Raw genomic sequence first — 19355 nt, forward strand, 5'->3', positions numbered from 1 at the left:
AATAACTACTTTTCCCATTGTTGCAGCATTCGTTTGATGCGGTCTTCCAATTTTTCTGAAGACAATTTCTCTCGAAGTCTATCTGTAATAATAGGAAATGAAAATGGAGTTGGTTTTTCGCAGGCTTTCCAAACAATTTGTTGAGTAGAGATTCGCTCTAAAGCCAATCTAAGCCTTCCTTCTTCCAATTGATGCTCAAAGGTTTCTCTGAAGGCTTGCAAGAATAACAAATTATCGGGCTCGTAATCTCTAAAAACGCTGAAAACCAATTGAGAGCTAGATTGCAAATGCTTACTCTTTACCAACTTATTTGGATATCCTGTAAACACCATCCCTGCAATAACGGCTATATCTCTAAATTTTCTTCGTGCCATTTCGGTAGCATTCAAACTCTTATAAAGATCATCCATAAGATATGCAGAAGAAAATAGATCGTTATCTAGCACTTGTTCCATATCAATTTCTTGATCTGAAAGCAATTCAAATCCGTAATCGTTAAACGCAATGGTAAAGGAAATTGGCAACAACAAACTAATTCTATACGCCAATAAACTACCCATGGCTTCATGCACAAACCTCCCTTCAAAAGGATAGAAAATGGCATGATATCCTTCACGGGTCTTAAAGGTTTCTATCAAAAATTCGTTTTTGGTGGGAATTATAGATTCTAGCTTTTGTCGCAATAAAATTGGTTGCAAAGCTTTCAGTTCCGGAGATTTTATAGATTTACTATTTACAGATTCTGCAGCTTCATACATTTCTGCACGTAATAATTCACTCATTTGTGCAGAAAAGGCCATTCTTCCCCCCATCCAGCTCGGCACTTTAGAATTTTTCTTTTTAGACTGCCTTACCAAAACCTGCATTCCTTTGATCTTTACTAGCTCTAGATTTCTACCTGCAAATGTAAAAGCATCTCCGGGATTCAATTTGGAAATGAACCATTCTTCTATAGTTCCAATATATCCGCCCTTCATATATTTCACACTCAGCATGGCATCGCTTACAATAGTTCCAATTTGAAGTCTGTGGCGCATGGCAATTCCGCGATTGTTAACCTTGAATTTACCATCTTCTTCAATCTCTACTTTTTTATATTCATCATAAGCCTGCAAACTCTGACTTCCTTTAGTAATAAAATTCAGTATCCAGATCCACTGATCTTCGCTTATACCTTGAAAACAAAAAGTAGACTTTATTTCAGGATAGATATCCTTCGGAAAAAATCCGTCAGAAACTGCAAGTGTAACCAGATATTGAACGAGCACATCAAAACTCATTAAATAGGGAATTCTATCTTCCACCACCGTTTGAGAAACTGCTTTTTGAAGGGCTGCAGCTTCTATTAACTCTATGGCATGCGTTGGGAGAAAATAGATCACACTTTCTTTTCCGGGTTGGTGGCCACTTCTCCCCGCTCTTTGAATAAAACGTGCTACTCCCTTAGGCCCTCCAATTTGAATAATCGTCTCTACAGGTGCAAAATCTACTCCAAGATCTAAACTGGAAGTACAAACCACCGCTTTTAAACTTTCATTTCTAATTGCTTCTTCTACCCATAGCCTGGTTTCTTTATTTATACTTCCATGATGCATGGCGACATCTCCGGCAAATTCAGGATATTTCTGCATTAATTTCTGAAACCAAAGTTCACATTGAGATCTCGTATTGGTAAAAAGCAGCGTAGTTTTAGAATTATTGATAATTGGAACAACCTCATCTATCAAGTGCAATCCCAAATGCCCACGCCAAGGAAATTTTTCCATTTTCTCTGGAATTATAGATCTTACGGAGATCTTTTTGTCCAGTTTTGCTCTTATTAATTCTGAATTTTTAAAAGCTTCAGATTCCGGGCCCAATAAAACTTCTCGCGCTTGCTGAAGATTTCCAATGGTTGCTGAAATTCCCCAGATCTTTAATCCTTTTGAAATTGTTTTAAGCCTAGATAATCCTAATTCCACCTGAACTCCGCGTTTGGTTCCCAAAAGTTCATGCCACTCATCTACCACAATAGCATTTAGATCTTTAAAGGTCTTATCATAACCTTTAGAAGATAAGAGTAATTGCAAACTCTCCGGAGTGGTTATTAAAAGATCTGGCATGCTCTTTTTCTGAGCTGCACGCTCTTTCATAGAAGTATCTCCAGTTCTAATTCCCACCGTTAACGACGTCCCCATTTCTTCTGCAAATCTTCTTGCAGATTGCTCGATCTCTACAGAAAGTGCGCGCAACGGAGTGATCCAAATGGCTTTGAGGCCTTTTCTATGTTTAGTTTTATAATCGGGATTTTGCTTTATATAATCCAATACTATCGGAATCCATAAAGCATAGGTTTTCCCACTTCCGGTAGGTGCATTTAGAAGTCCGTTCTTAGCTTGTAAAAAAGCCTTCCAGGTTTGTTTCTGAAATGCAAATGGTTTCCAGTTTTGTTGCTCAAACCAGTTTTCAGCTAAATTATAAAGTTCGGTTCTGTTCATATTTAATTCTCCAGATGGAATTTTGGAGTAGATAAAACAACTACGGTATTAATGCCTTAAGATCTTCTACAGTATTGGCCTCTTCAATTTTTTTGTCTTTTCTCCAGCGTAAGATTCGTGGAAAACGAGTAGCCACCCCACTTTTATGTCTGCCAGATGCCGCTACTCCTTCAAAAGCGATCTCAAAAACATGATGCGGCGTAACGCTTCGTACCGGACCAAATCTATCCAGTGTGTTTTTCTTGATCCAAGCATCTACTTTTCTAAATTCTTCATCGGTAAGGCCGGAATAAGCTTTTGCAAAAGTAACCAGTTCCTTTTTTTCTTCATCCCAAAGTCCGAAGGTGTAATCTGTAAAAAGGTTTGATCTTCTTCCATGACCCCGCATTGCATAAGTGAGCACCGCATCTATAGTTAAAGGATCTACCTTCCATTTCCACCAATCTCCTTTTTTTCTACCCACCAAATAAGGTGAATCCAATCGCTTCAGCATTAGGCCTTCAGATCGTTCTTCTCGTGCACGATCTCTTTCTATTGCTACTTCTTCCCAGGAATTAAAAGATATTTTTTCTGAAAGATGTAGCGGAATATCTTCATTTTTCACTTTGCTATAAAGTTCTTCCAAGATCTTTCTTCGTTCCGAAAATGCTAATTCTCGAACATCTTTTCCTTCCCATTCTAAAATATCATACGCCTTTAAAATAACAGGTGTTTTTTTTAGCAAGGCTTTAGAAACTGTTTTTCTACCAATTCTGGTTTGCAGATCATTAAAAGTTCCTATTTCATTATCTGGAAAGGGTAAGATCTCGCCATCTAACACAGTTCCGTTAGGCAACGTACCCACAAAAGCTTGAAATTCAGGATATTTATCTGTAACCAGTTCTTCTCCTCTACTCCATACAAAAAGTTCATTATTTCTAACGATCACCTGACTTCTAATTCCGTCCCATTTGTGCTCTGCACTCCAATCTGAAACATCTCCCAAATCTTTAACATCATTCTCCACAGCATACGCGAGGTAAAAAGGATAAGGTTTAGACAAATAATCTTCTTCATTTTCTTGTAAAATCAACTGATCAAAAGAAATTTTACTTGGCTCCCAGTTTCCCATGAGTTTGTAAGCCAAAATATCCTCATCAATTTCTGTAGCTTTTGAAAGCGCACGAGTCATTAATTTCTGGCTTACTCCAATTCTAAAACTACCAGTGATGAGTTTACTAAAAACAAAGCGTTCGTAATAATTAAGATCTCTCCAATTGCTGAACAGATATTCTTTCTTTTCCTCATCAGATTTTTTCTTCAACTCGATGATCTCTTGCAAGAATTGAGTTAGACTTTTATCTGAAGAGGAACTGGAGGCAGGAACTATAAGTGCAATAGTTTCAGCAAGATCTCCAACAATATGATACGATTCCTCAAAGAGCCACGCGGGAATATTTGCCAATTCTGAAGCCCATTGTCTTAACAAAGTAGTATTTACAGGGCGAGGTGGTCTTCTGTGAGACAGTATTGCAATAGCCCAAACCTTATCTTTTGGAGCTGCAATTTTAAAATAATGCGTGAGCGCTTCTACCTTTAAGGTGGTTTTGTTAGTGCTATCTAAGGTTCTTATTAATTCTGCAAATTGTTTCATGATATCACCTCCTGCTCATTTTTAGTTTCCAATTCGCCTAATTCTCCTTCATATTGAGTGGCTTCTGTTCTTGCATCATATCCCTGTTCCGTTAGATATTTTGAGAAAATATCAGAATAACCATGTGTACAAATTACTTTTTCACAACCTGTAGCTTTTATAGAAGTAAGTAATCCTTGCCAATCACAATGGTCTGACAATACAAAACCTTTATCTAAAGCTCTTCTTCGTCTTGCACCTCGAAAAGCCATCCAACCACTTGCAGAAGCGGTTACATACGGTACCATTTTCCGTATCCAAGTAGTTCCTTGTGCACTTGGAGGTGCCAAAACTATATTTCCTTTAAATTCTTCTTTTTTAGTATCTCTAGTAATTCTGATGGTTTCCGGAAGTTCTAACATAGGCCGAATCACTTCTGTCATATTCTCTATAGCACCATGCGTATATATCTTCCCTATAGAAGGATCTAAAAATTTTAGAAGTCGTTGTGCTTTCCCTAGGGAATAACCAAATAAGATAGAAGTTCGCCCATCTTCTCTATTTTGCTGCCACCAGTTATTAATATCATTCATTACGAGATCTTGCGGTAACCACTTAAAAGCTGGCAGACCAAAAGTACATTCCGTAATAAAACTATGGCATTTAACTGGCTCGTAGGGTACTGCTACTCCATCATCTTCGGTTTTATAATCGCCTGAAAAAACCCAAACCTCTCCCTTATATTCTACTCTTATTTGTGATGAACCTATAATATGACCGGCAGGGTGTAATGAAAATTTTACATTATTAATTACAAAAGATTCATCCCAAGCTTTTCCTGTTACTTGAATGTCACCCAACGTATGCTTAATGATGGGCACATTGGTGTGATGCGTAATATATTGTTTGTGGCCCCAACGAGAATGATCTGCGTGCCCATGAGAAATGATTGCTTTATCTACAGGTCTCCACGGGTCTAGATATACATCTGCCTCTGCACAGTAAATTCCCTTATCATTAAATGCTAGTAATGGCGGTTTCATATCTTTCTCTCTATTTATAATGAAAATTAGCAAATTACAGGAGTAACCTAAAACGATTAAGAAAAGATTAGCTTCTGTTTGCTATATAATTTTTGCAAAAATTTGATATAACATCCACTACCTATTACCTATATTTGTGCGGTAAAACTTATTAAAATATGTCATTTTCAGATTTGTTTGGCTCAGGAGAGCACTTGAGAAATTTAGGCCATTTTGCGGCTATTGTAAACTTAGCAGCCGTAGATGGTGAAATTAATGAGCGCGAAGAAGCTCAATTAATGAGATTTGCTCGAAAGCTAGATATTAGCGAAGAAGAATATCTAAAGGTTATAAAAAATCCTTCTTCTTTTCCTATTCAGCCGCCTAATGATTTTGAAAGAAGATTGGAAAGATTACATGACCTTTTTACAATCATCTTTTCTGATCATATAATAGATGATGAAGAAGCAGACCTAATACAGCGTTATGCAATAGGACTTGGTTTTTCTTCTGAAGCTTCAAAAGAAATAATCAATAGGTCTATCCAAATCTTTAGCGGACAGTTAAATTTTGAAGATTACAGATACCTTTTAGAAAGAAAGTAATTATTTAATTACTCTTCATATTTGGCCATAAATTCTTCAGCTTTTTCTACCATCGTAGTACTTCCACAAAAGAATGGAACTCTTTGGTGTAATTCTGAAGGATTTAGGTCCATTATTCTACTGTAACCATCTGTTGCCTTTCCACCGGCTTGCTCTACAATAAAAGCCATCGGGTTACATTCATATAACAATCTTAATTTTCCAGATTCAGATTTTGAACTTTTAGGATAAATATAAATCCCTCCTTTTATCATATTTCTATGAATATCACTTACCATAGATCCAATATATCTTGAAGTATATGGCCTATTGTCTTTTTCTTCCTGACAGTATTTGATATAATCCTTCACTCCCTGAGGGAAATGCACGTAATTCCCTTCATTTATAGAATATATATTTCCAGTCTCAGGAATTTTCATATCCGGATGAGATAAATACCAAGACCCAAGAGCAGGATTCAAGGTAAATCCATTTACTCCATTTCCAGTGGTATATACTAACATAGTAGATGTACCGTAAATAATATATCCAGAAGCTACTTGCTTATTCCCGGGTTGTAAAAAATCTTCAATAGTTACCGGACTTCCAACTGGAGTTACTCTTCTATAAATAGAAAAGATGGTTCCCACAGAAACATTTACATCTATATTAGAGCTTCCATCTAAGGGGTCTATTAAAACAACATATTTGTTCTTGTTATCTTTATTACAACCTTCAATGGTAATAAAATCGTCATTTTCTTCAGAAGCAATTCCACAAACAATCTCTCTATTGGTAAGGGTTCTTATAAAAGTCTTATCTGCATATACATCCAGTTTTTGCTGCTCTTCTCCTTGGATATTTGTTTCTCCAAAGGCACCAATAATGTCTACTAAACCGGCTTTATTTACCTCGTGATTTACCACTTTCGCAGCCAATCTTATAGAATTTATTAATCGTGAAAGTTCTCCTGAAGAATATGCGAAATCTTGCTGATTTTCAATAATAAATTCACCTAAGGTTTGATTCTTTGTAGCCATTTTATGGGGTATAATTTTTAAGACAGCGTAAAAATATTCAAATTTTTAGTTACTACAACGTTTTCGGAAAATATATAAGCATCAGGTTCCTTATTTTTGAATATATTAACATACTATGGAATATAACATCAGACCAGCAAAAAAAGAAGATCTCCCGCAGATCTTAGATTTGATAAAAGAATTGGCAGCATTTGAAAAAGAACCAGATGCTGTAGAAGTTGATCTAAACACTCTTGAAGAAGAAGGTTTTGGTGAAAACCCTTTATTTAATTGTTTTGTAGCAGAAGTTGAAAATAAGATCGAAGGAATGGCTTTAATCTATTTTAGATTTTCTACCTGGAAGGGCAGAACAGTTCATCTAGAAGATCTTATTGTAAGAGAGCACATGCGTGGTACAGGATTAGGAAGTGCTTTATATAAAAAAGTAATAGAATTCGCGGTTGAAAAAGGAGTTAAACGCACAGAATGGGTAGTATTAGATTGGAATAAACCTGCAGTAGAATTTTATCAACGCAGTGGAGCTACAGTTTTTGATAACTGGAATACTGTACAAATGGATGAAAGTGCTATGAAGAAATTTGTAAAACACTAAGGTATCTAGGCAACTATAGGAACGCATTAACAGGTTTATAAAAATCAATTACTAAATTTGTAACAAACCAAAAAACACTATGGATTATACTATAAGAGAAGCCGAAAAGAAAGACATGCCACAGGTTCTTGAACTTATAAAAGAACTTGCTGCTTACGAAAATGCATCAGATCAGGTAGAAATAGAAATTTCAGATCTTGAGAAAGAAGGATTTGAGGAAGGAAATTTTAAATGCTTTGTTGCAGACGTAGAAGGAAAAATTGAAGGTATGGCCTTGGTGTACTTCAGATTTTCCACCTGGAAAGGAAGAACCGTGCATTTAGAAGATCTTATTGTAAGAGAATCTATGAGAGGAACCGGCCTTGGTGGAGCCTTATACCAAACGGTAGTAAAATATGGTCATGATAATGGCGTTAGAAGAGTAGAATGGGTGGTTTCTGAAGGAAACAAGAATGCCATTGAATTCTATGAAAATACTGGAGCAGATATCAAGAAGAATTGGTACACCGTACATATGGATGAAACCGGGATTAAGAAAAACATTACAAAATAAATATGGACATATATAAATTCGGTGGGGCATCTGTTAAGGATGCCTCTGGAGTTAAAAATGTTCTTAAAGTGCTCAATACAACAGGGATTGATGATAAAATGATCGTGATCTCTGCTATGGGCAAAATGACCAATGCATTTGAATTGGTTATATCTGAATACCTGCAAACAGGCAAAATTCCTGTGGACAGTTTAAATTATATAAAAGAGTATCATTATCAATTGGCAGAGGAGTTATTTGAAAACACTGAAGGCGTTGTTTTTGATAAGATGAACGATTTTTTCAAAGAGCTTTATAATTTTATGAAGCACAACAAATCTCTGCAATACGATTTTGTATACGATCAAATTGTGTGTTATGGAGAATTGATCTCTACAACTATTGTTAGCGAATATTTTAAATCTCAGGCTGTAGATCATACTTGGATAGATGCCAGAAATTATATTAAAACAGATAGTACGTATAGAGATGCTACGGTGAACTGGACCAAAACTCAAGAAAATATTTCGGGTTTAAAACCTAATAACTTATACCTAACGCAGGGTTTTATTGCTACAGATACTAATAACTTTACCACAACCTTAGGGAGAGAAGGAAGTGATTATACCGCTGCTATTTTTGCGTATTGTTTAAATGCCGAGAAGGTTACCATTTGGAAAGATGTACCGGGAGTATTGAATGGAGATCCCAGAATATTCGAAAATCCAACACTATTAGACCAAATCTCTTATGAAGAGGCAATAGAGCTAGCATTTTACGGAGCATCTGTAATTCACCCTAAAACCTTACAACCTTTACAACGCAAAGAGATCCCGTTATATGTAAGATCTTTTCTGGAACCCGATGGAAAAGGAACTGCAGTAAGTAAGGGCCAGACATTAATACCGTCTATACCATGCTTTATAGTTAAAAAGAATCAGGTATTGATATCCTTATCATCATTAGATTTCTCTTTTATGGTTGAAGAGAATATTAGTGAGATCTTTAGATTATTTCATTTATATCAGATGAAAGTAGATCTAATTCAAAATTCTGCCATTAGTTTTTCTGTTTGTGTAGACAATAGATTCAATAATCTTGAAAAATTAATTCAGCATTTAAAAGCGAGATTTAAAGTAGAGTTCTTAACAGAGGTATCATTATATACCATTCGTCATTTTGATGAAAGAGCCATTAATTCTTTAGAGAAAGATAAAGAAGTCTTGCTTAAACAGGTGACACAAAATACGGTGCAGCTGGTTACAAGAAACTAATAATTCTGTTTCTAAGAATATCACATAATAATTAATATTTAAAATATCCTTCATGGGAATTGTGAACGCAAAAGAAGTCGCCAAAGTTATGAACCTGGACAAGTGGGGTGTATTTGGAACTTCAATAGGATGGGTTGTTTTGCGAACTACAAAGATCTCTCAGCTCAATAAAGAATACGAAAAGAGAAAGGGTCTCTCTGGAATAGACTTTATAAATTCAATTTTAGATGGTTTTGAGGTAGATTTTGAAATTCCTCCGAAAGATCTAAAGCGGATTCCCAAGACAGGTCCCTTTATTGTGATCTCTAATCACCCTCTTGGTGGTATAGATGGTATGATCTTGATGAAAACATTACTGGAACATCGCCCGGACTTTAAGATCATTGCGAATTTCTTGCTTCATAGATTAGATCCTTTAAGGCCATATATTATGCCTGTAAATCCTTTTGAGGATCACAAGGATGCAAAATCAAGCTTAGGCGGAATTAAACAAGCGCTTCAGCATGTAAAAGACGGAGGAGTACTTGGAATATTTCCAGCAGGTGAAGTTTCTACCAATAAGGATGAAAAAATGATCGTAGATAAACCTTGGGAACCTTCTGCAATGAAGCTTATTAGAAAAGCAAAGGTCCCAGTAATTCCGGTTTATTTTCATGCTAAGAATAGTACTTTTTTCTATAGACTTGCAGGAATGAGCGATGTATTAAGAACTGCAAAGCTTCCTAGCGAAATGCTTTCTCAGAAGAAGAGAAAAATAAATGTAAGAATTGGAAATGCTATTTCTGTGGCAGATCAAAACGCTAATACAACGCTGGAAGGTTACACGGCATTTCTTAGAAGAAAAACTTATATGTTGGCTAATTCTTTTGAAAAAAAGAGCCTTTTTGATAATATTCCAAAGAGTATAAAACTTCCTAAAACTCCCAAGAAGATTATAGATGAGACCAGTGAGAGTTTAATGGAAGTAGAAATTGAAACTTGCAGAAGACTCGATAAACGTCTTTTAGAAAGTAGAAATTACGAGGTCTTTTTAGCAAAGAAAGAGATCATCCCTAACATTCTTAGTGAGATTGGAAGACTTAGAGAGATCACCTTTAGAGAAATTGGGGAGGGCACCAATAATGCTACAGATCTTGATGATTTTGACGATTATTATTATCACCTTTTTTTATGGGATAATGAGGCAAAAAAGATTGCCGGTGCCTATAGAATGGGAATGGGTTCTGAGATCTTTAAAAATCATGGAATAAATGGTTTCTACCTACAGGATCTCTTTAGATTTGAGCCTGAGCTTTATACAATGATGAGCCAGTCTATAGAAATGGGACGAGCATTTATAGTTAAGGAATATCAACAAAGACCAATGCCATTATTCTTATTATGGAAAGGAATCGTGCATTGTACACTTAGATTCCCGGAGCATAAATATCTTATTGGCGGAGTGAGCATCAGCAATAAATTCTCGAATTTCTCTAAATCATTAATGATAGAATTCATGAAATCTAATTATTACGATCCTTATGTGGCTCAATATATTAGACCTAAAAAAGAATTCAAAGTTAAATTGAATGATGCCGATAAAGATTTTGTCTTTGATGAAAGTGAAGCAGATCTTAATAAATTTGATAAGATTATAGATGAAATTGAGCCGGACGGACTTAGAATGCCGGTGCTTATTAAAAAATATATCAAGCAAAATGCACGTGTTATTGCCTTTAATGTAGACCCTCTATTTAATAATGCGATAGATGGATTAATGTATATACGCATTGCAGATCTTCCTGAAAGTACGGTTAAACCAATTATGGAAGAGTTTCAAAAGGAACTGGAACAGAAAGCACAGCATCCTTAAAATCATTATTTTCCTGCTGTTAATTTCATGTTATTCCACCTACCGAATTGGGATTTGCCAAGTATCAATTTTATCTTCGTATAAATTAAAAATGAAACGATAATGGAAAAGATATTAATTGCCGGAGCTACCGGAAGTACAGGGAAAAGAATCATTGAAATTTTAAATAGCTCTACTAGCTTTGAACCTATTGCTCTTATAAGAAAAGAGGAACAAAAAGAGGTTTTTGAAGATATGGGAGTTACCACAGTAATGGGAGACCTGGAAAAAGATCTAGATCACACCGTGAAAGGAATAGACCGAGTAATCTTTGCAGCAGGATCTGGAGGAAATACCGGAGAAGACAAAACGATAGCAGTAGATCAAGAAGGAGCTAAAAGATTGATAGATGCGGCTAAAAAAGCCAATATTAAGAAATTTATTATGCTAAGCGCCATGGGTGCAGATAATCCTTCTTCTAATGAAGATCTTAAAACATATCTTGAAGCAAAAGCAAACGCAGATGATTATCTTAGAGAAAGCGGATTGGATTATACCATAGTTCGTCCGGGAGCTTTAACAGATGATCTCGGACTTGCAAAAGTAAAACTTGGAGAGAAACTGAATGAACGCGGTGAGATCTCTAGAGATGATGTTGCCTTTTTATTGGTAATGAGTCTTGCAGATCCTTTGGTTAAGAATAAGACATTTGAAGCTTTGGAAGGTAGAGAACCAATTAAAAATGCTTTGATAGATATGAGTCAGGCATAGATAAATATATAATTATTAAATAAAAAAAGGGTTGACAATGGTCAATCCTTTTTTTATTTAATAATTTAGATATAGGTTATTTCAGAGCCTTATCATTAGGTTGCCATAACTCTATTTTATTGCCTTCAGGATCTAAGATCCATCCAAATTTCCCTTCTTCTACATCTTGTCTTTCTTCAAAAACATGAACCCCCTCCTCCTTTAATGCATCTAATAGCTCATCGAGATCTTCAACCCTAAAATTCATCATAAACTCTTTTTTAGAAGGTTCAAAATAGGTGGTATCATCTTTAAACGGGCTCCATTGTGTAGAACTATCCTTCCCATGATTGTCTTTCCACCAAAATGTACTTCCCCATTGGTTAGTATCAAAACCTAAATGTTTATTATACCAATTTCTAGCTGCCTCTGGATCTTTAGATTTAAAAAATATTCCTCCTATACCGGTTACTCTATTTTTCATATTGTTTAAATTATTGGTTTCTTATTCCAAATTTGGCGATGATCTTATCTACAATAGTCGTTGCTAGTTTTCTATGAGATTCTACCGTCCATCCGGCTACATGCGGACTTAATAAAACATTCTCGAAGAACATTAACTCCCTAAGTGATTCCGGCAAATTCTCATCTACAAAGAGATTTTCAAAAGAGCTCTTTTCAAATTCTAATACATCCAATCCGGCTCCAAGAATTTTCCCTTCTATAATTGCATGTACCAGATCTGCTGTTACTACGCTATTTCCCCTCGCGGTATTTAGTAACCAAAAAGGTTTTTTAAATTTATTGATAAAGTCTGAATTTATCATCTTATCAGTTTGCGGAGTCCACGGCGTGTGTAAGCTCACCACCTCGACTTTCTGTAGAAATTTATCTAAGGGTACCTGAGAAGCATTTTCATCTCCCACATTTGCTTTAATGTCATAACAAAGCACTTCTACATCAAAGCCACGAAGTTTTTTAGCGAATGCTTTCCCCATGTTGCCATATCCAATAATCCCCACTGTTCTGCCATCCAACTCAATTCCGCGATTATCCTCCCGATGCCAAAAACCCTTTCTTACTTCTCTATCGGCTTTATTCAGTTTATTAAATAAAGATAATAGCATTCCTAAAGCATGTTCTCCTACTGCATTGCTATTCCCTTCCGGAGCAGAAAAAAGTGCTATACCTTTACTCTCGGCATACGGTACGTCTATACTTTCCAAGCCGGCACCCACTCTGGCTATAAATTTTAAATTAGGAGCTGCATCTATAAAATCTTTTTCGATCTTGAATCTGCTTCTGATGATGATACCATCAAACAAATGCTGTTTTTCTAGTATCTCTTCTTTGCTCCAAGTATAAGCTTCAATATTTTCATGCCCGGCTTTTTCGAGCATTTCTATCATTAATGGATGATTGCTGTCTGCGTGAAGAATTCTCATCAATAATTATATTTTAGGATAGTCGTCTACGGTTAAAGTACTCTCTACGTTTCCGGTATGTTTTAAGGTAAGTTTTTCGAAAAGCATAATATGTACTTCTTCCCCTTCATCTGTTTTGGGGCAATGCTTCACTCCTTTTGGAACCACCAACATTTCTCCTTTTTCTAAAATTTCGATTCTATCTTCAAATTGAATATATAATTTCCCCTTCACTACCTGAAAAAGTTCATCTTCCTCATCGTGCACATGCCACACAAATTCACCTGAAACTTTAGCCAACAACACCTGCATATCATTAACCACAGCGATCTGGTGTGGATGCCAATGATCGCTAAATTTGGTAAGCTTTTCTTGTATATTGATGGTCTTCATTTATGCTGATTTTAGAATCCAAGAATAAGTTGCGCAATGGTAAAGTAGATCAAAATTCCGCAGATATCATTGCTTGTGGTAATGAATGGACCTGTAGCCATGGCAGGATCTATCCCTACTCTGTCTAACATAATAGGCACAAAAGTTCCTATAAGAGATGCGATTACGATTACTGATATTAAAGATATTCCAACAGTAAGTCCAAAAGTTAGATCAAACCCTAAAAGAAATATTCCTCCAATACCAAGAATTACGGCCAATACCACTCCGTTAAAAAGACTCAACGTAACCTCTTTTAATAATCTGCTGAAGAGAGAACCTTTCAAGGTTTTATTCGCTAAACCTTGCAAAACTATAGCTGAAGATTGTACTCCCACATTTCCAGCCATTGCGGCTATTAATGGAACAAAGAAAAATAATGCAGCATGCTTCTCCATTGCAGAAGAGAATGTACCTAGAACTGTAACACTTATAAATCCTCCAAATAGTGCCAGTATCAACCACGGCAATCGGGCACGTGTAAGTCTCCAAATACTATCATCTGCTTCTACGTCTTCAGAAATACCCGCAGCCATTTGGTAATCTTTCTCGGCTTCATCCTTTATAAAATCTACAATATCATCAATAGTAATTCTACCAACCAATCTGCCCATTTCATCTACCACCGGAATTGCTTCCAAGTCATATTTCTGCATGATCCTGGCCACTTCCTCTCCTTCGGTATGCACATTTACATAATCTACTTTGGGAATATAAACGTCGCTAATGTTTGCCTTACTTGGAGCTGTAAGTAGATCTTTTAAAGAAAGTCTTCCTTTCAATCTGTTTCTATCATCTACTACATAAATAGAATGTACTCTGGTAACATTTTCTGCCTGAGCTCGCATTTCACTCATGCATCCGGTAACGTTCCAATTCTCGTTTACCTTTACCAACTCCTTCGCCATTAAACCCCCTGCAGAATCTTCGTCATACCTTAATAACTCAACAATATTATCTGCATGCTCTTCATCTTCTATATGAGAAATTACCTTTTGCTGACGTTCTTCTGAAAGTTCAGAAATAATATCTGCAGCATCATCGGTATCCATTTCCTCCAATTCTTCAGCGATCTCTTTTGGAGAGAGATTCTCAAGAATTCTGAGCCTAACGCTTTCTTCCAGCTCCATAAGAGCTTCAGAAGTTTTTACGCTATCTAAAAGCTTTACAATATACGTAGCATCATCAAGATCAAGGTCAGAAAGGATCTCTGCAATATCTGCATGGTGAACCTCATCAAGATGCAACAACAATTCCTCATCGTTCTTTTGCTCAATAAGAGATTCTATTTTTTCAATTAGTTCCTCTGTAACTTCAAATTGCATAAGGCTGAATTTTTAGGGTAAGATCTATAAATTGTTGCGTGCTTAATTGTTCCGGGCGTTCATTAAAAACAACATCTTCCCTTATCTCGTCTGGTAATTGAAAGATCTTTAAGCTATTTCTTAAGGTTTTTCTACGTTGCTGAAATGCTGTTTTCACCACTCTAAAGAATAATGCCTCATTACACGGAAGGGTGAAATTCTCTTTTCTGGATAATCTAATCACTCCACTGTCTACCTTTGGCGGCGGATTGAAAACTCCCGGAGGTACAGTAAAAAGATAGGTAACATCATAAAATGCTTGTGTTAATACTGAAAGTATCCCATAAGTTTTATTTCCATGAGGGGCTGCTATTCTTTGCGCCACCTCTTTCTGGAACATCCCAGAAAATTCTGGGATCTGATGTCTATTTTCTAAAGTTTTGAACACAATTTGTGTTGAAATATTATAAGGAAAGTTACCAATTATCGCAAATGCATCTTCCCCAAAGATCTCTTTAATATCATACCTTAAAAAATCTTTTTCATGAATCTTGCCTTGTAGATCAGGAAAATTATCATTTAAGTACGTTACACTCTCGGTATCTATTTCTATAACGTGAAGATCTACATCCTTCTTAATAACATATTTAGTAAGCACTCCCATTCCCGGGCCTATTTCCAGCACATTCTTATATCCAGAATAGGTTAACGAATTGGCAATTTTTTCTGCTACGGTCTCATCGGTTAGAAAATGTTGCCCCAGATGTTTTTTAGCTCTTACAGAACCTTCTACTATTTCTTCCGGAAATTTAGAGGAATTCTTTTGCTGTCCGTATTTCTTGTCTTTACCTGAATAGGACTTCTTTTTATTATTTTTCATGGGGATTTTTTTAACCGACTTCTAAAGACGACTTTAAAAGATATTATTATTGTTCGCTTACAATCTCAAGCTCTGTTCTAAAAGCTACAAATTTACCTTCAAAACGTTTGGTTTTTGCTCTTAGATCTGCTGCATTTTCTGCTTTATAACTTTCCAAAAGCTCTTTACTATCTGCAGTATATTGTACCGAGTAAGTAATTCCTCCCATTTCCTCATTAACCAAAACTTTAGTCATTAAAGCTTTAGAAAATTTCTTAGTATCAAGCATTTCTGGAATATGCTCATTTTTCATCCATAAAAGCCATTCTTCATGAATATCTTCCTGAATATTGATTGTTACGTTATATATATACATAGTATTAGCGTTTTTAAAAAGCTGAATTGATTTTGAAATGTACCTCACCTTTTCTTCTAGTCTGGAAGATCTCCTCGCAAACTTCGGTACTTATTTCTAGCGTCTACAAAGTAAATACTATCAGCGTAATTAAAGATGATTTGCTCATAAAAATCCTTTGCTTTTTCTGGTTTACCAAGAGGCCCATTATAAAGATCTGCCAGAAGATAGGTAGCATTATCTCCTAAAATGTCATCTGGATAATATTCAAGTATCTTTAGGTAATTAGTTTCTGCCTTTTCATATTGTTGAAGCTCCACATAAAGCGCTGCTTGTTTTAAAAGGGCTTCATCTTCTATCTTATCTCCTTTATGTTGCTGCAACAGCTCTTCCAAGATCTTAATTGCTGCTTCTTTTTTATTCTGAAAGATCAAAAGATCTGCATGCGCATATAATTTGAGCGCCGTTTGAGTAGAATCTTCTAAAGAATTCTCTTGAATTAATAAACTAAGCTCTAGCGCGTTGTTGGCTATTAGCTGAGTAGATGAAGCCTTAAGCACATCTAACTGAGATTTGGCCCATTCAAAATCTCCTTTATAATAACTGGTTTTAGCCACTTTATATCTTGCTTCTTGTGCCAACTCATCATTCTTTACTAAATTTTGAACTTGGGAATAGTTTATAAGCGCCTGATTAAATTTTTGTGCTATTACCAGAATATCTGCCAGCGCCATCTTTACGGAAGCTAATTGATAATTGGAGTTTGTACGAGCAGCTAGTTCCAAAAGTAAGTCTTCTGCCTTTTTTACATTTTCTAGTTGAAATGCTATAAAGTTTGCTCTATCTATCTGTATTGACAGCGTCTCTTCCCCATTACCAAACTCTTCCAACACCAAGTCAAAATCTTTTGCTATCTCCTCATATTCATTTTTAGATGCTGTCTGCACCTTCATATTCAGTAATAATTGTTTTGCCTGTAATAATATATTTCCCGGTGGATCTTCTCCAATTATAAATTCCAGTACCTCTTTTGAAGTTTCCAGATCTTCTTCTGATCTTGAAATTACAGCAAGCTGAATGATTCGTTGTAAATTCTTATTACCCCTTTTGTAGATCGCTTTTTCTTGAACAAATGCTTTATTAAAATCCTTTTGCTGAATGAACAACCAGGACAAGATCTCAGTAAAAACAATTCCTTGGTTTTGCTGAAGCCTCTTTAAAATAGCTTTTTTTAATATTAGGTTTGCCTCATTACTAGCGTCATTAGTTATATACCTGTCAAATTCTCGAATTATAGTAGTACTTAATTCAGGTTCTTTTTCAATAAGAGCTAGAAATGCTTCGAACATTTGATCTAGCTTTCCCTGTTCCCCATAAATTCTTGCTAACGGAATTTCAAATCGCATCATAGAATTTCCGGCCATTCCATTCTTATAAGCTTTTTCAGCATAATCCAACAAGCTATATTTCTCAAAACTACGAGCCAAAGAATAGGAGTAATTTACATTTTGAGCTATAGTCACTAAAGCTTTTTCATAATAGCTATTAGCCTTTTCATTTAGCTTTTGAAGTTCAAGATTATGACCTAGTTCAATGAGGTAAATAGGATCATTACTGGCACTAAGTTTTTCTTGAAGAAGTTTCTCTGCAACAGTAAAATCTTCTAATTGCTGATACGAATTTATGAGTCCGAAGAAATAAAGCTGATTTCGAGGATCATTTTTAACCAGCTGCTCATAGGTTTTTAAGGCTTTTTCATACTCCCCCTGATCCATATAATTCTTAGCCAACTGCTCAGACTGTGCAAACAGCCCGATATTGGTTAGAAAACAGAAGCAGAGTAAAAAAAAGCAGCGCATTTTGTAAAGATAACAAAATGCGCTGCTTGCTTAATTTATTGAAAGGTTAAATAACATCTCGATTCTAGATAACACACCTAGAACCGTGATCCATAGATTCTGTCCCCCTGAGCGGAGTCGAAGGGTAAAAAACTTAATCTATAATATCGAAACCTGTGTAAGGCACCAAAGCTTCCGGAATTTTGATTCCGTCTGCGGTTTGATAATTCTCCAAGATCCCGGCTAATACTCTTGGCAATGCAAGCGCACTCCCATTAAGCGTATGTAATAATTGCTTATTACCATCTTTATCTTTGTATCTCAATTTCAACCTGTTGGTTTGAAAGGTTTCAAAATTAGAAACAGAACTAATTTCTAACCACCTGTCTTGCGCTGTAGAAAATACTTCAAAATCATACGTAAGGGAAGAAGTAAATCCAAGATCGCCTCCACATAATTTTAAAATTCTATAAGGCAACTTTAGATCTTCCAAAAGTCCTTTTACATGGTCTACCATAGTATCTAAAGCCGCAAAAGAATTTTCGGGCTTTTCCACTCGCACCAATTCTACTTTATCAAACTGATGTAAACGGTTCAAGCCACGTACATGTGCACCGTAAGATCCTGCTTCTCTTCTAAAACAAGGTGTATATCCTGTACAAGCTAATGGCAAGTCATTTTCAGATAACATCTCATCTCTAAACATATTGGTAAGCGGCACTTCTGCTGTAGGGATCAAATAAAGATCATCTTCCGTAACATGATACATTTGTCCTTCTTTATCTGGCAATTGCCCGGTTCCATATCCTGATGCTTCATTAACCATAAGCGGCAACTGATATTCTTTATATCCAGAATCTGCTGCTTTATCTAGAAAATAAGAAATAAGTGCTCGCTGTAAACGTGCACCTTTTCCTTTATAAATAGGGAATCCTGCCCCGGTAACTTTATTACCAAGTTCAAAATCTATAATATCATATTTTTTCGCAAGTTCCCAGTGAGGTTGGGATCCTTCTGCCAACACAGGAATATCTCCAGCTTTAAATATCTCTTCATTATCATCTTCTGAAACTCCCGCAGGCACAGAATCATGAGGAATGTTAGGAATGGTATATAGTAATTTCTCTAATTGCTTTACAGCATCACCCAGTTCATCAGAATGACTTTTGGAAGCTTCTTTTAGTTGAGCAGATTTTTGCTTAAGCAAATTCGCTTTTTGATGCTCTCCTGTTTTAAACAGCAAACCTATCTCTTTTGAAAGCTGATTTGCTTCGGCCAAAGTTTCGTCTAATTTTGTTTGGGACGAGCGTCGAGTTTCATCAAGTTTTAAAACATCGTTGAAGATGCTTTCTGCTTCAAAATTTCTCTTTTTCAAGGCTTGAATGTACGCCTCTTTATGCGCTCTAATATTGCTTACTTGTAACATAAG

The 19355-nt window shown here is 35.9% G+C and carries 18 protein-coding genes; 6 read left to right on the forward strand and 12 right to left on the reverse strand.

Annotation, left to right across the window (positions count from 1 at the left end; genetic code table 11):
* Positions 1 to 5: 5 nt before the first annotated feature.
* From BLT84_RS02795 to BLT84_RS02805, 3 genes are read right to left on the reverse strand one after another with little or no spacing between them, the layout of a single operon-like run.
* Positions 6 to 2477 (reverse strand): ligase-associated DNA damage response DEXH box helicase, encoded by a 2472-nt coding sequence (locus tag BLT84_RS02795; RefSeq protein WP_091262708.1) that lies wholly within the window; start codon positions 2475 to 2477, stop codon positions 6 to 8.
* A 40-nt stretch (positions 2478 to 2517) separates the two neighbouring features.
* Positions 2518 to 4110 (reverse strand): ATP-dependent DNA ligase, encoded by a 1593-nt coding sequence (locus BLT84_RS02800; protein WP_091262710.1) that lies wholly within the window; start codon positions 4108 to 4110, stop codon positions 2518 to 2520.
* Entirely contained in the window at positions 4107 to 5132 is a 1026-nt protein-coding gene (locus BLT84_RS02805) for a ligase-associated DNA damage response exonuclease (RefSeq protein ID WP_091262712.1), read from the reverse strand. Before BLT84_RS02805 ends, BLT84_RS02800 begins: the two co-directional genes overlap by 4 nt.
* Before the next feature lie 158 nt (positions 5133 to 5290).
* Here BLT84_RS02805 and BLT84_RS02810 point away from each other — a divergent pair, with 158 nt between their 5' ends.
* Positions 5291 to 5716, forward strand: coding sequence for a TerB family tellurite resistance protein (locus BLT84_RS02810; protein WP_034893423.1), 426 nt, complete (start codon positions 5291 to 5293; stop codon positions 5714 to 5716).
* Positions 5717 to 5724: 8 nt separating this feature from the next.
* Here BLT84_RS02810 and fbp read toward each other — a convergent pair whose 3' ends face one another.
* A complete protein-coding gene (fbp, locus tag BLT84_RS02815; RefSeq protein ID WP_091262714.1) occupies positions 5725 to 6735 on the reverse strand; it encodes a class 1 fructose-bisphosphatase in 1011 nt (336 codons plus the stop codon).
* 115 nt (positions 6736 to 6850) lie between these two features.
* Here fbp and BLT84_RS02820 point away from each other — a divergent pair, with 115 nt between their 5' ends.
* The 5 genes from BLT84_RS02820 to BLT84_RS02840 all read left to right on the forward strand — a co-directional run bounded on the left by BLT84_RS02820 (position 6851) and on the right by BLT84_RS02840 (position 11735).
* Entirely contained in the window at positions 6851 to 7327 is a 477-nt protein-coding gene (locus BLT84_RS02820) for a GNAT family N-acetyltransferase (protein ID WP_091262717.1), read from the forward strand.
* A 79-nt stretch (positions 7328 to 7406) separates the two neighbouring features.
* Positions 7407 to 7880, forward strand: coding sequence for a GNAT family N-acetyltransferase (locus BLT84_RS02825; RefSeq protein WP_091262719.1), 474 nt, complete (start codon positions 7407 to 7409; stop codon positions 7878 to 7880).
* Between the two features lie 2 nt (positions 7881 to 7882).
* Positions 7883 to 9133: an aspartate kinase gene (locus tag BLT84_RS02830; protein WP_091262721.1), complete on the forward strand. Its 1251-nt coding sequence runs from the start codon at positions 7883 to 7885 to the stop codon at positions 9131 to 9133.
* Between the two features lie 52 nt (positions 9134 to 9185).
* Positions 9186 to 10985, forward strand: coding sequence for a GNAT family N-acyltransferase (locus BLT84_RS02835; protein WP_091262723.1), 1800 nt, complete (start codon positions 9186 to 9188; stop codon positions 10983 to 10985).
* A gap of 102 nt (positions 10986 to 11087) precedes the next feature.
* Positions 11088 to 11735 carry an SDR family oxidoreductase gene (locus tag BLT84_RS02840; protein ID WP_091262726.1) on the forward strand — a complete coding sequence of 216 codons (648 nt, stop codon included), beginning with the start codon at positions 11088 to 11090 and terminating at the stop codon, positions 11733 to 11735.
* A 76-nt stretch (positions 11736 to 11811) separates the two neighbouring features.
* Here BLT84_RS02840 and BLT84_RS02845 read toward each other — a convergent pair whose 3' ends face one another.
* The 8 genes from BLT84_RS02845 to serS all read right to left on the reverse strand — a co-directional run bounded on the left by BLT84_RS02845 (position 11812) and on the right by serS (position 19352).
* Positions 11812 to 12198: a VOC family protein gene (locus BLT84_RS02845; protein ID WP_034893401.1), complete on the reverse strand. Its 387-nt coding sequence runs from the start codon at positions 12196 to 12198 to the stop codon at positions 11812 to 11814.
* 10 nt (positions 12199 to 12208) lie between these two features.
* Positions 12209 to 13159 carry a 2-hydroxyacid dehydrogenase gene (locus tag BLT84_RS02850; RefSeq protein WP_091262727.1) on the reverse strand — a complete coding sequence of 317 codons (951 nt, stop codon included), beginning with the start codon at positions 13157 to 13159 and terminating at the stop codon, positions 12209 to 12211.
* A 6-nt stretch (positions 13160 to 13165) separates the two neighbouring features.
* Positions 13166 to 13531, reverse strand: a complete 366-nt coding sequence (locus tag BLT84_RS02855) for a cupin domain-containing protein (RefSeq protein WP_091262729.1) — start codon at positions 13529 to 13531, stop codon at positions 13166 to 13168.
* 11 nt (positions 13532 to 13542) lie between these two features.
* Entirely contained in the window at positions 13543 to 14895 is a 1353-nt protein-coding gene (gene mgtE, locus BLT84_RS02860; RefSeq protein WP_034893392.1) for a magnesium transporter, read from the reverse strand.
* A complete protein-coding gene (rsmA, locus tag BLT84_RS02865) occupies positions 14885 to 15754 on the reverse strand; it encodes a 16S rRNA (adenine(1518)-N(6)/adenine(1519)-N(6))-dimethyltransferase RsmA (RefSeq protein WP_091262731.1) in 870 nt (289 codons plus the stop codon). Before rsmA ends, mgtE begins: the two co-directional genes overlap by 11 nt.
* A 46-nt stretch (positions 15755 to 15800) precedes the next feature.
* Positions 15801 to 16109: a DUF4286 family protein gene (locus BLT84_RS02870; protein ID WP_091262732.1), complete on the reverse strand. Its 309-nt coding sequence runs from the start codon at positions 16107 to 16109 to the stop codon at positions 15801 to 15803.
* 56 nt (positions 16110 to 16165) lie between these two features.
* Complete coding sequence (locus BLT84_RS02875) at positions 16166 to 17878, reverse strand: tetratricopeptide repeat protein (RefSeq protein ID WP_231929433.1); 1713 nt, start codon at positions 17876 to 17878, stop codon at positions 16166 to 16168.
* A gap of 202 nt (positions 17879 to 18080) precedes the next feature.
* Positions 18081 to 19352 carry a serine--tRNA ligase gene (gene serS, locus BLT84_RS02880; protein WP_091262736.1) on the reverse strand — a complete coding sequence of 424 codons (1272 nt, stop codon included), beginning with the start codon at positions 19350 to 19352 and terminating at the stop codon, positions 18081 to 18083.
* Positions 19353 to 19355: the final 3 nt, after the last annotated feature.

It is taken from the genome of Gillisia sp. Hel1_33_143 (assembly GCF_900104765.1).
Lineage (GTDB): Bacteria > Bacteroidota > Bacteroidia > Flavobacteriales > Flavobacteriaceae > Gillisia.

Coding starts and splice junctions, on each gene's coding strand:
- BLT84_RS02820 (WP_091262717.1), top strand. CDS start 6,851: ATGGAATATAACATCAGACCAGCAAAAAAAGAAGATCTCCCGCAGATC.
- BLT84_RS02810 (WP_034893423.1), top strand. CDS start 5,291: ATGTCATTTTCAGATTTGTTTGGCTCAGGAGAGCACTTGAGAAATTTA.
- BLT84_RS02805 (WP_091262712.1), bottom strand. CDS start 5,132: ATGAAACCGCCATTACTAGCATTTAATGATAAGGGAATTTACTGTGCA.
- BLT84_RS02850 (WP_091262727.1), bottom strand. CDS start 13,159: ATGAGAATTCTTCACGCAGACAGCAATCATCCATTAATGATAGAAATG.
- BLT84_RS02800 (WP_091262710.1), bottom strand. CDS start 4,110: ATGAAACAATTTGCAGAATTAATAAGAACCTTAGATAGCACTAACAAA.
- fbp (WP_091262714.1), bottom strand. CDS start 6,735: ATGGCTACAAAGAATCAAACCTTAGGTGAATTTATTATTGAAAATCAG.
- rsmA (WP_091262731.1), bottom strand. CDS start 15,754: ATGAAAAATAATAAAAAGAAGTCCTATTCAGGTAAAGACAAGAAATAC.
- BLT84_RS02835 (WP_091262723.1), top strand. CDS start 9,186: ATGGGAATTGTGAACGCAAAAGAAGTCGCCAAAGTTATGAACCTGGAC.
- BLT84_RS02870 (WP_091262732.1), bottom strand. CDS start 16,109: ATGTATATATATAACGTAACAATCAATATTCAGGAAGATATTCATGAA.
- BLT84_RS02825 (WP_091262719.1), top strand. CDS start 7,407: ATGGATTATACTATAAGAGAAGCCGAAAAGAAAGACATGCCACAGGTT.
- BLT84_RS02795 (WP_091262708.1), bottom strand. CDS start 2,477: ATGAACAGAACCGAACTTTATAATTTAGCTGAAAACTGGTTTGAGCAA.
- serS (WP_091262736.1), bottom strand. CDS start 19,352: ATGTTACAAGTAAGCAATATTAGAGCGCATAAAGAGGCGTACATTCAA.
- BLT84_RS02840 (WP_091262726.1), top strand. CDS start 11,088: ATGGAAAAGATATTAATTGCCGGAGCTACCGGAAGTACAGGGAAAAGA.
- BLT84_RS02855 (WP_091262729.1), bottom strand. CDS start 13,531: ATGAAGACCATCAATATACAAGAAAAGCTTACCAAATTTAGCGATCAT.
- BLT84_RS02845 (WP_034893401.1), bottom strand. CDS start 12,198: ATGAAAAATAGAGTAACCGGTATAGGAGGAATATTTTTTAAATCTAAA.
- BLT84_RS02830 (WP_091262721.1), top strand. CDS start 7,883: ATGGACATATATAAATTCGGTGGGGCATCTGTTAAGGATGCCTCTGGA.
- mgtE (WP_034893392.1), bottom strand. CDS start 14,895: ATGCAATTTGAAGTTACAGAGGAACTAATTGAAAAAATAGAATCTCTT.